The 12,169-nt window shown below is 67.3% G+C and carries 12 protein-coding genes; all 12 read right to left on the minus strand.

Features of this window, described 5'->3' with window-relative positions:
• Position 1 precedes the first annotated feature (1 nt).
• The 12 genes from AC1HFW_RS12370 to AC1HFW_RS12425 all read right to left on the minus strand — a co-directional run bounded on the left by AC1HFW_RS12370 (position 2) and on the right by AC1HFW_RS12425 (position 11,921).
• Complete coding sequence (locus AC1HFW_RS12370; protein WP_061074266.1) at positions 2-811, minus strand: hypothetical protein; 810 nt, start codon at positions 809-811, stop codon at positions 2-4.
• Positions 812-837: 26 nt separating this feature from the next.
• The gene (lpoB, locus tag AC1HFW_RS12375) at positions 838-1,446 is read right to left on the minus strand and encodes a penicillin-binding protein activator LpoB (RefSeq protein WP_061074265.1); all 609 of its coding nucleotides are present in this window, start codon (positions 1,444-1,446) and stop codon (positions 838-840) included.
• A gap of 48 nt (positions 1,447-1,494) precedes the next feature.
• Complete coding sequence (locus AC1HFW_RS12380; protein ID WP_061074264.1) at positions 1,495-1,899, minus strand: YcfL family putative periplasmic lipoprotein; 405 nt, start codon at positions 1,897-1,899, stop codon at positions 1,495-1,497.
• Between the two features lie 28 nt (positions 1,900-1,927).
• Entirely contained in the window at positions 1,928-3,358 is a 1,431-nt protein-coding gene (locus AC1HFW_RS12385) for a COG3014 family protein (RefSeq protein ID WP_479283642.1), read from the minus strand.
• 142 nt (positions 3,359-3,500) lie between these two features.
• Positions 3,501-4,154 carry a TetR/AcrR family transcriptional regulator gene (locus AC1HFW_RS12390; protein ID WP_241074248.1) on the minus strand — a complete coding sequence of 218 codons (654 nt, stop codon included), beginning with the start codon at positions 4,152-4,154 and terminating at the stop codon, positions 3,501-3,503.
• Positions 4,151-5,305 carry a thiolase family protein gene (locus AC1HFW_RS12395; RefSeq protein ID WP_479283644.1) on the minus strand — a complete coding sequence of 385 codons (1,155 nt, stop codon included), beginning with the start codon at positions 5,303-5,305 and terminating at the stop codon, positions 4,151-4,153. Before AC1HFW_RS12395 ends, AC1HFW_RS12390 begins: the two co-directional genes overlap by 4 nt.
• Positions 5,302-7,155 (minus strand): AMP-dependent synthetase/ligase, encoded by a 1,854-nt coding sequence (locus AC1HFW_RS12400; RefSeq protein ID WP_479283646.1) that lies wholly within the window; start codon positions 7,153-7,155, stop codon positions 5,302-5,304. Before AC1HFW_RS12400 ends, AC1HFW_RS12395 begins: the two co-directional genes overlap by 4 nt.
• The gene (locus AC1HFW_RS12405) at positions 7,152-7,946 is read right to left on the minus strand and encodes an ABC transporter ATP-binding protein (protein ID WP_061074260.1); all 795 of its coding nucleotides are present in this window, start codon (positions 7,944-7,946) and stop codon (positions 7,152-7,154) included. Before AC1HFW_RS12405 ends, AC1HFW_RS12400 begins: the two co-directional genes overlap by 4 nt.
• Before the next feature lie 40 nt (positions 7,947-7,986).
• Positions 7,987-9,168, minus strand: coding sequence for an ABC transporter substrate-binding protein (locus tag AC1HFW_RS12410; protein WP_006386155.1), 1,182 nt, complete (start codon positions 9,166-9,168; stop codon positions 7,987-7,989).
• 37 nt (positions 9,169-9,205) lie between these two features.
• On the minus strand, positions 9,206-10,243 hold the full coding sequence (locus AC1HFW_RS12415) for a branched-chain amino acid ABC transporter permease (protein WP_006386156.1): 1,038 nt from the start codon (positions 10,241-10,243) through the stop codon (positions 9,206-9,208).
• A gap of 2 nt (positions 10,244-10,245) precedes the next feature.
• A complete protein-coding gene (locus AC1HFW_RS12420) occupies positions 10,246-11,124 on the minus strand; it encodes a branched-chain amino acid ABC transporter permease (protein WP_006395854.1) in 879 nt (292 codons plus the stop codon).
• Positions 11,124-11,921, minus strand: coding sequence for an ABC transporter ATP-binding protein (locus AC1HFW_RS12425; RefSeq protein ID WP_479286496.1), 798 nt, complete (start codon positions 11,919-11,921; stop codon positions 11,124-11,126). Before AC1HFW_RS12425 ends, AC1HFW_RS12420 begins: the two co-directional genes overlap by 1 nt.
• Positions 11,922-12,169: the final 248 nt, after the last annotated feature.

The following is a 12,169-nucleotide window of genomic DNA, read 5'->3' on the forward strand; positions in this document are numbered from 1 at the left end:
ATCAGTAGTTCACCACCGGCTCGTTGCGCGAGGCCGGCGGCGGCGGGTTGGCGCCGGTCGTCCCCTGCAGGTGCCGGCCGGGCAGGCCGAACTGGCTCATCAGCTCGCCATAGGCCGCTTCCGCCAGGCTCTTGGAGGCCTCGGCGATCACCTTCGGCCGGCTGAACGTGGCCCGGTCGCCCGGCCGCGATACCACTTTCACGTCCTGTCCCGAGCCCAGCGCCGTGAATGCCGCCTTGACCTCGTAGGTCCGCGTGTTGATGAGGCTGAAGTCCACGGCAATATCCAGGCCCAGCGTGGCCGAGGTGGCCGAACCGCCAAACGACATGGCGTTCTGGTTGAACTGGACATCGCTGACCGTGCCGAACAACACGTAGTCGGCGCCGGCGAACTGGCCTTGCCGGATCCGCGCCACGATGTCGAAGAGCTTTTCGGTCGGCTTGCCCTGGTAGGCTTTGCCCTGCACCAGCCTGACGCCGCCGCCCTTGAGCATGGCGCCTTTCAGGTCCGCGGTGTACTTGCGCAGCTCGCCGTACTCGATGTACGAGTACGTGCCCTCTTCCTCGTGGTAACTGCTTTCCGAGCGGGCGCTCACGCGTCCCCGCTCGGAATACGAGCGCGGGCCATCCTGCACGCTGGCGCTGGCGTTGACGCTGCTCCTGCTGGACGCGGAGACCACGCGGAAATACTCGCGGACCCGCTCTTCATAGGCCAGGTCGGTGACCGCGATCTTGGGCTCGGCGGCGCGGGCGGCGGGCAGCGCCGCCACGCACAGCGCCAGCGCGGCCATCAAACGATAGGTTTTCAGCATCGGAATGCCTCGAATGGGTGATGGAATCAACGGCGCGTGGTCTTGCGGATTTCCTTCTCTTCCTGCCATTCGATGGTGCCTTCCTGCACGTCGTACAGCTTGAGCGTCATCTTGTAGTAGACGTCCTTGACGCCGCTGGCCTGCTTGACGATGGACGAGATTTCCCCTTCCAGCGCGTACTTGGCGCCGACCATGTTGCCCATCTTGGCCTTGCCCTGGTTCTTGTACAGTCCGCTCTGGTTCTGGCGCTGCAGTTCCTCCACGCCGGACTGCATCTCGTCCATGCTGCGCGTGAAACGCACCTTGCCGCTCTTGACCAGCTGGGTCTGGATCGTGTTCATGATCGACTTGGTGTCGATGTATTCGCTGGTCTTGTTGCGCACCGGCGCCAGCGTCACCGTCGGCCGGCCGCTGAACACCGGGCTTTCCAACAGCGAGCCGGTCATCTTCTCGGCGATCATCTGCAGATCGGTCGAACCGAATTCGTTGCTCACCGTCTCGACCGCCTTGGCATCGCCGTAGCTGACGCCGGAGGACGAATCGACCTTGGGTTGCGTCGTCTGGCAACCGGCCAGCAGGAGGGCCGAGGACACGGCCATGCCGGTCATCAGGCGGGGGAACAGATTGGAACGCATACAAACTCCGTGGATACTTTTCTGGAAATCAGGCGCGACGAGCGGCCATCAGGGCGACTCGGCGCTCATCTCGATGCGGAAATCGGTCGCCTGCGGGCCATAGGCCACACCCTTGACCATGAGGCTCTGCCGGTTCAGGAACGTCAGCGGCTTCCAGGCCTCGTCATCGCCGACCTGCATGCCGTCGGCGTCGAACCAGCGGAAGCGGTAGTACAGGCGCGAGTTCAGGCCGCTGGTGTTGACGATCTCGGCCTGCACCACCATTACATCGTTGCGACGCTGCGACCGCAGGCTTTCGACGCGCAGGTCGCGCACCGAATCGCGCACCATGAGTTTGGCGGCGATGCCGGGCGAGGCCGCATAGGGCGGCGCGGGATTGGCCTGCGCCATGGCCTGACCCGCCAGGGCCAGCCCCAGCGCCAGCGCGGCCGTGCATTGGGCAAACTGCTTCATAGGAATTTCCGCTACGCGCCAGGCGCGTTCAGTTCAAGGAGGCGGACTTGGGCGCCGGACGGCGTTTGCCGGGTCCGCGCTTGTCCTCGGGTTGGGGCGCGGCCAAGTCGCCGAAGCGGCCAGGCTCGCCAAAATAGGTCACGGACGCGAACGTGCGCAGCGGCACGATCATGTGGCGCCCGCCGACCGAGATCTTCTGCGCCGCGCCGGGCACGCCAGGCAGCGAAACGTTGTAGTCGCCCGGCGGCAGGAACGTGCGCGCCACATAGACACGGCCAGGCAACGTGCGCCACATGCGGTCATCGGCCGGCGGTTCGGTCACGGCCGCCGCGACGCTGCCGAGCAGGCCTGCCAGCATGCCGCCTTCCTTGTACAGGACCACTTGCGCGCCCGCCTTGACGATCATGCGCACCGTCGCGCGCGCCTGCATGCCCGGCAGATCGTCCTTCAAGGCGCGGCGGGCCATGACGTTGAAATCGGCGACCAGGCCGGTATCCAGCATCGTGTCGCCCACGGCAATCCGCTCCACGCTGGGCGCATCGGACACGGCGTTGATCACGGGATACGACATGCCCACCGTGATCAGCCCCTGCGGCGTCGGCACCGGCAGCATGAACTTCTTCGATTCCCGCGCCGGGGCGTTGCCCGACTCGATCACGAACAGCACATCGGTCGCGCCATTCTTGCGCTGCTGGCCGCGACGCTGGTCCAGGCCCTCCAGGCCCGCCTCCAGCACCGTGCTACCCGGCCGCAGCTGGATCGCCTGGCGATAGCCCGGCGCCGCCAGGCTGGGTTCGTTCAACGCCTCGTAGACGAAACCCGACAGGTAATGGCTCAGGGCGTTCTGGTAGCCGTTCTTCAGCCCCAGCACTTCGGGATCGTTGAGGGTTTCGGTCGGGTAGCCCTGGAGTTCGGCTGTCTTGACCTGGGCACCCTTCTCCTTGGCCTTGGCCTCGGCCTCCTCGGTCTGCTTGGCGCGGAATTCGGCGATGATGGCTTCGCGCTCGTGCGTGCGCTTGATGTCGATGCGGGCGGTGTCCAGGTCTCCCTGCGACAGGCGGTTCAGCGCCATGACCGTGGTCAGCATGACTTTCTCGTAGTCCTGAACCTCGTAGTCGCGGGTGCCGTCGCCCAACAGCATCGCCCCGACCTGGCTTGCCGCTTCGGTCACCAGGCCGCGCGCCTGCTCTTCCCACTGCTTGACCGCGTTGTCGGCAATCTCGAAGGCGGCCATGCTATCGCCGTAGTTCGAGGCGATGCGCAGCAACTCGCCCTTTTCCAGGTTGAGCAGCACGTCATCCGCTTTGCCGCCCTGCAACTGTCCATCCACCTTGATGATGGCGTCCTGCAGCCGTCCCTGGCTGGCATCCGCCGTACTCTGGCCTACCTTGCTTTGATGCGTCGCAGCACAGCCCGCCAAAAGCAAAGCCAGGCCCGAAGCCGTTAAGACTCGCAGCATGTTCCTCTATCCCTCCCGGATTGATCCGGATTATGTTTCTAAGAGAAACAGGCTTTTAACATTAATTATGAGTCTTTAACAAATGAACAAACATATTCACATCTATTGCGAGGCTCCCCCCGCGTGAAAATCCGTCCCTTATTCAGCCCACCGGCCAGCGTCCCGCCCCCTCCGGCAACGCCGGCAGGCTGGCCCGCAGCATCTCATCGATGAACGCCGCCGGCCGCAGCCGGCCGTCGGGCTTGTACCACTGCACCGTCAGGTTCATCGCGCCCAGCACGCAACGCTTGATCACGCGCGCATCGCCGCGCAGCAGGCCGGCGGCCACCGCCGCCGCCACCGCGTCCTGCCACATCGCCTCGTAACGGTCGCTCAGCACCTTGACGCTGGCCTGGCTCGGCGCCGACAGGCTGCGCCACTCGTAGACCAGCGCGTTCATCGCATCGCCGCCGGCGCCGTGCAGCATGCTCCACATGTGCACACGGAACAGCGCCGCCAGCCGGTCGGCAGGCGCCTGGTACAACGCCAGGGCCTGGCGGCCGGCATCCAGCACTTCCTGGATGCCGTTGTTCATCACCGCCACCAGGATTTCCTCCTTGCTGCGAAAGTGATGGAACAGGCTGCCGGACTGCAGGCCCACGGCGCGCGCCAGCTCGCGCACCGTGGTGCGCTCGTAGCCATGCTTGCGGAACAGGCGGGCCGCCGTCAGGATCACTTCGGCGCGGCGCAGCGATTCCGCGCCATCCTCATGCCCGCCAGGCGTCGCGTCCGGCCCTGCCCTGTCGATCCGGTTCATAGGCGTTCGATGATCGTCGCGGTCGCCATGCCATGGCCGATGCACATGACCTGCAGGCCGAACTGGCCGCCGGTGGCGCGCAGCCCCGCCAGCATCTTGGCCATCAACGCCGCGCCGGTCGCGCCCAGCGGATGGCCATGGGCGATGGCGCCGCCCCACGGATTGACCTTCGACGGATCCGCGCCCACCGTCTTCAGCCAGGCCAGCACCACGCTGGCGAAGGCCTCGTTGATCTCGATCCAGTCGATGTCCGCCAGTTGCAGGCCGGCGCGCGCCAGGGCGCGTTCGGTCGCGGGGATGATGCCGGTCAGCTGCAACACCGGATCCGAGCCGATCGCCACGCGGGCGCGGAACCGCGCCTGCGGCCGCAGCCCGTCGGCCAGCGCCACCGCGCGATCCGCCAGCAGTACCGCGGCGGCGCCGTCGGCCAGCTGGCTGGCCTGCGCCGCCGTCACATTGCCCTGCCCGGGCGCGCGCAGGGCCGGCGCCAGCGCCGCCATCTTGGCCGGATCGGCGCGCTCGCGAATGCCTTCGTCGCGCGCCGGCGTGCCGGCCGGCCCCGGCAGCAGTTCGGCGTGGCGGCCCGCGCTGGCCGCCTGCCAGGCGCGCGCGTGGCTTTGCATCGACCACGCGTCCAGTTCTTCGCGGCTCAACTGCCACTGTTCGGCGATACGCTCCGCGCTCTCGATCTGGTGGATCAACGGATGGCGTTGCAGCAGTCCGGGGTTCAGCGACTCGAAGCCGCGGAACTCGCGCTGCCCCAGCGTCACGTCCAGGAACATGGGCACGCGGCTCATGCTCTCGACGCCGCCCGCCACCACATAGCGCATATCGCCCGCGGCTATCGCCTGCGCCCCGACATGCACGGCCTGCTGGCTCGAGCCGCACATGCGGTTCAAGGCCATGCCCGGCACCGTTTGCGGCAGGTCCGCCAGCAGCGCGGCCAGGCGGCCGATGTTGGCCCCCTGCTCGCCCGCCTGGCTGACGCAGCCCGCCACCACGTCGTCCACCTGCCCCAGCGGCAGGCCGGCGCGGGCCAGCACGCCCTGGATGGTCAAGGCCAGCAAGTCATCGGGCCGGGTATCGGCCCACCAGCCGCCGCGCCGCCCGAACGGGGTGCGCACCGCTTCCACGATCACCGCTTCGTTCATGCCGGCGTCTCCTCGGCGTACAGCCGTTCGATCTCGTCCGCGTAGCTGCGGTAGATGCTGGCGCGCCGCACCTTCATGGTCGCGGTCACCTCGCCATCGTCATGGTCCAGTTCCTTGGTCAGCAGATGGAAGCGCTTGATCTGCGCCACGGGCGCCAGCCCCGCGTTGGCGCGCGCCACCTCGCCGGCCACCAGCTCCCGCACCTGCCCGCACTCGGCCAGCGAACGGAAATGGGTGAAGGCGATGCGCTGCGATTCGGCCCACTTGCCCACCGTCTCGAATTCCAGCTGGATCAGCGCGGCCACGTAGCGCCGGCCGTCCGCGACGACCACGCATTCCTTCACGTACGGGCTGCTCTTGACCGCGTTCTCGATCTCGGACGGCGTCAGGTTCTTGCCGCCCGCCGTGATCATGATGTCCTTCAGGCGATCGACGATGCGCAGCTGGCCGTCCCGCACCGCGGCCACGTCGCCCGTGTGCAGCCAGCCGTCGCGCACCGCGTCGGCGGTCGCGGCCTCGTTCTTGTAGTAGCCCGCGAACACCATCTCGCCACGCACCTGCAATTCATCCGCCTCGCCCAGGCGCCACTCGACGCCCAGGATCGGCTCGCCCACCGTGCCCGCCTTCACGCGGTCAGGATGCTGGCCGAAGATCATGCCGGTCGACTCGGTCAGGCCGTACACCTCCACCAGCGGCACGCCAAGATTGCGGAAGTAGCGCACCACTTCCGGCGCGATCGGCGCCGCCCCCGTCATCGCCACCCGCACGCGCCGCAGGCCGATGAAATTCTGCAGGGCGCGCAGCACCAGCCAGTACCACAACGCATAGGTCAGCCGTTCGCCCGCATTGCGCTGGCGCGCCGACTTTTCCGCGAATGGCGCGCAGGCCGCCATGGCCCGCCGGTAGAGCCAGCGTTGCAGGCGTCCGGCTTCCTGCATCTTGATCGAGATCGACGCGTGCAGCTTCTCCCAGATGCGCGGCACGCCCAGGAACACGGTCGGCGCCACCTCGCGCAGGTCTTCCTGCACGGTGCGGATCGATTCGCCGAAATTGACCTGCGCGCCCAGGTAGATGGGCACGAACGTCGACAGCATCTGTTCGGCCACGTGGCACAGCGGCAAGTACGACAGGTGCACGCTGGCCGCGTCCATGCCCAGGCGCTCGGCAATGCCCGGCGCCACGCCGCGCATGTTGCGGTAGCTGAGCATCGCCCCCTTGGGCTTGCCGGTGGACCCCGAGGTATAGATCATCAGGCCCAGGTCATCCAGCCGCTGTCCGTCCAGCACGCTGTTCAAGGCCGGCAGCGCCTGGGCCTCCATCCGCTGGCCCTCGGCCTCCAGCTCCGCGAAGGCGACGATGCGGTCGCGCTCGGCCGGCGCGTATGAGCGCAGGCCCTTGGTCTCCATCACCACGATGCGCCGCAACAGCGGCAGGCGATGCGCCACCTGCAGCACCTTGTCGGTCTGCTCCTGGTCCTCGCACACCACCAGTTCGACGTCGGCGTGCTCCAGCACATAGCCCATTTCCTCGGCCGGGCTGGTCGCATAGACGCCGACCGCCACGCCGCCGACGGCGCCCGCGCCCAGCAGCGTCAACAGCCACTCCAGCCGGTTCTCCGCCACGATCGCGACGCGTCCGCCGCGCGACAGGCCGGCCGCCTGCAGGCCCAGCCCCACGCGGCAGGCCCGGCGCCAGTACTGCGCCCACGACACCGGCTGCCAGATGCCGAAGTCCTTCTGCCGCACGGCGATGCCCTCGGGCTGGCGGCGCGCCTGCTCGCGCAGCATCTGCGGCAGCGTCAGCGCCGGCCAGGCGTGCGGCGCGCGGCCAGGATCGAGCGGCCCGTTCATGACAGCCAGCGCTTGCGGCGCTTGTAGTGCTTGATATCGCGAAAGCCGCGCGCCTCGCCCGACCCGCCCACGCCCAGATAGAACTCGCGCACGTCGGGGTCGGCCGCCAGTTTTTCAGCCGTGCCGTCGATCACCACCTTGCCGGTCTCCATGATGTAGCCGTAATGCGCCACCGCCAACGCCACCGACGCGTTCTGCTCGACCAGCAGCATCGACACCCCCTGCTCGCGGTTGATGCGCGCGATGATCGAAAAAATGGTTTCCACCAGCATCGGCGACAATCCCAGCGACGGCTCGTCCAGCAGCATCAGCTTGGGCTGCGCGATCAACGCCCGCCCGATCGCCAGCATCTGCTGCTCGCCGCCCGACAGATAGCCCGCCAGGCCGCGGCGGCGTTCGTGCAACCGCGGAAAATAGCCATACACCAGGTCGAAGTCGACCTTGGCGCCGGCCCTGCCGCTGAGCGCGTAGGTCGCGGCCACCAGGTTTTCCTCGACCGTCAGGTCCTCGAACACGCGACGCCCTTCCATCACGTGCGCCAGCCCGGCCCGCACCAGGTTCTGCGGCTTCGCGCCGGCGGTGTCGCCGCCATCGAACAGGATGCGCCCGCGCGCCAGCTCGCCGTCCTCCAGGTCGAGCAGGCGCGACACCGCCTTCAGCGTGGTCGATTTGCCGGCGCCGTTGCTGCCCAGCAGCGCCACGATGGCGCCGGCCGGCACCGACAGCGACAGGCCGCGCAGCACCTGCACCGCCTTGTTGTAGACCACCTCGATGTTGTTGATGTCCAGCACCGTCGGCGGCGACGCAGCGTGTCCGGGATTCACGGGCGCCTCACTGCAGCACGATCCAGTCGGAAGCCGGCACCATCTGCTTCTGCTTGGTATCGGCGCGGTAGATGCGCCCCACCGGAATCGAATTGCCCTTGATGCTGATCGGCACGCCGATCAGCCCGCCGGTGTCGAAGTCCTTGATGCCCTCCAGCGCGGCCTTCATGTTGGCGCTGGTCAGCTCCTTGCCCGCCTCCAGCGTGCGCTTGGCGACCTCGGTGAACAGCATCGCCGCCAGGAAGCCCTGCATGTAGCCGGTGCTCTGGTACTGCGGCCGCATCTCGCGGATCTTCTTGAGCATCGGCGCGTCGGCCGTCTCGTCGTAGTAGTAGCGGTACGGCATCACGCCCATGAAGCCCTCGGCGTCCTCGCCCATCTGCATCACGGTGGAGTTGTCCATGGTCCAGAACGTGCCCATGTAGCGCGTCTTCAGGCCCATGCGCTTGCCCTGCCCGACGAACTCGGGAATCGGCGCCAGCACGTAGCCGTGGAAGATAGTGAAGTCCGGATCGGCGCGGCGCAGCTTGATGACCTCGGTCGACACGTCCACGCTGCCCGGCGGCGTCATGATCTCGGTGGCCACCGTCAGGCCCAGCTTCTGCGCCACCGCGCGCGAACTGGCGATCGGGTCACGGCCGAACTCGGTGTCCGAATACACGAACGCCACCTTGGCGCCCGGCTTTTCCTTGGCGATGTAGCGCAGCAGGATGCCGAACATCTCCGTGTAGTCCGGCCCCAGCATGAACTGCGCCGGATACTTGGCCGGGTCATTCAGCTCGGTCGCGAACGAGGCCCCGGTCATCAGGATGTTGCCCGAGCGGTTCAGCTCGGCATTGATGGTCTTGGAGAACCCGGTCGAATCGCCGTAGTAGAAATTGACCTTGTTCTGGCTGGTGATCTTCTTGAAGGCCGCCACCGACGCGTCCACCTTGTAGGCGGTGTCCTCCGGCACGTAGCGCAGCTTGCGGCCCTTGACGCCGCCCTGGTCGTTGACGATCTTGACGTAGTCGGTGATGCCGGCATGGATGCCCTGCCCGGCGAACGCGAACACCCCGCTCAACGGGATCGAGCCGCCCAGCACCAGATCCTCCTCGGCCTGGGCCGCCGGCGCCGCGGCCAGCGCCAATGCCACGCCCAAGGGCGCCAGCAACTTCGATAAACCGCTGCCTATCCGGATGCGCTTCATGGTTTCGTCTCCTGGTTCTCTTGGGAATGGCCGCCGTCTAGGTGCGGAAAGGCCAGAGGTGAAAATAGCGGCGCACGCGGCGCCAGATTTCCGCGAGCCCATGCGGCTCGAAGATCAGAAAGCCCACGATCAGCAGGCCGAACACGATGGTGCGCACCGGCGAAATCAGGCGCAACGCGTCGCCGCCCACCGGCAGCCAGCCCACCACCAGCTTGAGCAGCTCGGGCACCATGGTCATGAACACGGCGCCCAGGATGGAACCCAGGATCGAGCCCATGCCGCCCACGATGATGGCGGCCAGGAAGAAGATCGACATGATCAGCGGAAAGCTCTCCGGCGTGACCACGCGGAAGAAATACGCCCACAGCCCGCCCGCCACGCCGGCGTAGAACGAAGACAGGCCGAACGACAGCAGCTTGTAGCGCAGCAGGTGGATGCCCAGCACCTCGGCGGAAATGTCGCGGTCGCGGATCGCGATGAACGCGCGGCCGATGCGGGTGCGGAACAGGTTGGCCGCGCCCAGCACCATCAGCGCCGTCAACGGCACGATCAGCCAGTAGATCTTGAACGACGTATCCAGGTCGATCCCCAGCAGCCGCGCCGGCGGCACCTGCAACCCGCCGGTCCCGCCCGTGAAGGCCCAATTCGCGAACACGAAGTGCGCGATGAACGAAGCCGCGATGGTCGAGATCGCCAGGTACAGCCCCTTGACCCGCAGTGAAGGAATGCCCACCAGCAGCCCGCCCAGCATCGCCACCACGCCGGCCCCCAGCAGATTCAGCAGCACTGGCGTGCCCAGCCGCAATTCCATCACCGCCACCGTATAGGCGCCCAGCCCCATGAACGCAGCCTGCCCCAGGCTCACCAGCCCGGTGTAGCCGGTCAGGATGTTCAGGCCGGTGGCGCTGGCCACGTTGATCGCCACCAGGCACGCCAGGTACAGCCAGTAGGCGTCGGCCACGAACGGGAACAGCGCCAGCGACGCCGCCAGCAGCGCCAGCCACAGCCGCTGAGTTGCTGTATCGAACAGCGCCTCGTCGGCCCGGTAGGTCTCTTTCGCGGTCGCGATGCGCATGGCTACAGCCTCTCGATTTCACGCGTGCCGAACAGCCCGTAGGGCCGCATCATCAGCACCGCCACCAGCACCACGAAGGTCGCCAGCAGTTTGTATTCGCCGCCCAGGTAGGCGCCGGCCCAGGCCTCCAGCAGCCCGATGAAGATGCCCCCCACGAGCGCCCCCGCCACGCTGTCCAGCCCGCCCACGATCACCACCACCAGCACCGACAGGCCGAACACGCCCATCGACGACGAGATGCCGCCGATCGCTCCCACGATCACCCCCGACACCGCCGCGATCGCGCCCGCCGCCGCCCACGACAGCGAGAACACGCGCGGCACGTTGATGCCCATCGCATACGCCGCCCCCTGGTCCGACGCGGTGGCGCGCAAGGCGACGCCGCCGCGCCAGTAGCGGAACACCGCCAGCACCAGCAGCACCAGCGCCAGCGCCACCCAGAAGCCGTAGAACACCTTGGGCGCGACGAACGCCTCGCCCACCATCACCGGCGCGCGCGGCATGAATTCCGGCAGCCGGCGCTGATCCGCGGTCCAGATCAGCTCCACCACGCCCACCAGGATCGACGCCAATCCCACGGTGATCATGAACACCGAGATCGGCGATTCGCCCAGCATCGGCCGGATCGTCACGCGCTCGACCACCGCGCCAAGCACGGCCGACACCGCCACCGCCCCGGCGATCGCCGCCCAGACCGGCCAGGCCATGCCGGCGGCAAACGCGTAGAACACATAGGCGCCCATCATCAGGAATTCGCCGATGGCGATGTTCACCACCCGCGTCGCCTTGTAGACGATCACGAACGCCAGCGCCGCCAGCGCATACAGGCCGCCGCTGCCCAGCCCGGCCAGCGTCACCTCCAGGAAGAACAGGCCGTCCATCAGGCCGCCTCGCGCAGCCGCCGGCGCAGGTCGCCGACGTCGCCCGCGCCCAGGTAGGCCTTGATGACCTCGGGATCGGCCTGCACCACGGCCGGCGTGCCATCGGCGATCACCTGGCCGAAGTTCAGCACCACCACGTGGTCCGACAGGTCCATCACCATGCCCATGTCGTGCTCCACCATCAGCACCGTCACGCCCCACTCGGCGCGCGCGTCGAGGATGAAGCGCGCCATGTCGTCGGTCTCCTCGCGGTTCATGCCCGCCACCGGCTCGTCCAGCATCAGCACCTTGGGCTGCATCGCCAGCGCCCGCGCCAGTTCCACCCGCTTGCGCAGCCCGTACGACAGCGCCGCCACCGGGGCGTGACGGATGTGGTCGATCTCCAGGAAGTCGATGATGCGTTCTTCGATGTCGGCGCGCAGCGCCATCTCCTCGCGCCGCGCCCGCCCCAGGTACAGCAGCGCGTCCAGCACGTTGGTGCGCAGGTGCGCATGGCGCCCCAGCTTGATGTTGTCCAGCACCGTCATGCCGCGAAACAGCGCGATGTTCTGGAAGCTGCGCGCCAGCCCCAGCCGGGCGCGCTCGGGCGCCGCCATGCGCGTGATGTCGCGGCCCATGAAGCGGACGGAGCCCGTAGCCGGCCGATAGAAGCCCGAGATGGTGTTGAACAGCGAGGTCTTGCCCGCGCCATTGGGGCCGATGACCGTGGTGATGGATCCGGGCGCCACGCGAAAGCCCACGCCCGTGAGCGCCTTGACCCCGCCGAACGCCAACGTGACCCCATCCACCTCCAGCAACGGAGGGCTGTCGGATTGATCCACCTTTGTCTCCTCGCTGTTGTCGCGAAGCTGTTTTTCTATTGGCGGTGAATCAGCGTAGCCCCGAGGCAGGCGATGCGGCGAACCTGTCTTTACCTACGCTGTACAGCGCCGGAAAATCGTTCTATGCGTTACGCTTGCGTGGCGGACGGCAACCGAGCAAGCGCTTGGTTCCGACCATAGCATCGTGGTTTTTGGATCGAAAGTTGGTATTTACCCGATAACGG

It is taken from the genome of Achromobacter sp. ISS7, from assembly GCF_056523125.1.

What these genes read in the sequence shown, in the direction of transcription:
- lpoB (WP_061074265.1), bottom strand. Translation starts at nt 1,446, where the DNA reads ATGCGTTCCAATCTGTTCCCCCGCCTGATGACCGGCATGGCCGTGTCC.
- AC1HFW_RS12400 (WP_479283646.1), bottom strand. Translation starts at nt 7,155, where the DNA reads ATGAACGGGCCGCTCGATCCTGGCCGCGCGCCGCACGCCTGGCCGGCG.
- AC1HFW_RS12415 (WP_006386156.1), bottom strand. Translation starts at nt 10,243, where the DNA reads ATGCGCATCGCGACCGCGAAAGAGACCTACCGGGCCGACGAGGCGCTG.
- AC1HFW_RS12370 (WP_061074266.1), bottom strand. Translation starts at nt 811, where the DNA reads ATGCTGAAAACCTATCGTTTGATGGCCGCGCTGGCGCTGTGCGTGGCG.
- AC1HFW_RS12385 (WP_479283642.1), bottom strand. Translation starts at nt 3,358, where the DNA reads ATGCTGCGAGTCTTAACGGCTTCGGGCCTGGCTTTGCTTTTGGCGGGC.
- AC1HFW_RS12410 (WP_006386155.1), bottom strand. Translation starts at nt 9,168, where the DNA reads ATGAAGCGCATCCGGATAGGCAGCGGTTTATCGAAGTTGCTGGCGCCC.
- AC1HFW_RS12395 (WP_479283644.1), bottom strand. Translation starts at nt 5,305, where the DNA reads ATGAACGAAGCGGTGATCGTGGAAGCGGTGCGCACCCCGTTCGGGCGG.
- AC1HFW_RS12420 (WP_006395854.1), bottom strand. Translation starts at nt 11,124, where the DNA reads ATGGACGGCCTGTTCTTCCTGGAGGTGACGCTGGCCGGGCTGGGCAGC.
- AC1HFW_RS12390 (WP_241074248.1), bottom strand. Translation starts at nt 4,154, where the DNA reads ATGAACCGGATCGACAGGGCAGGGCCGGACGCGACGCCTGGCGGGCAT.
- AC1HFW_RS12380 (WP_061074264.1), bottom strand. Translation starts at nt 1,899, where the DNA reads ATGAAGCAGTTTGCCCAATGCACGGCCGCGCTGGCGCTGGGGCTGGCC.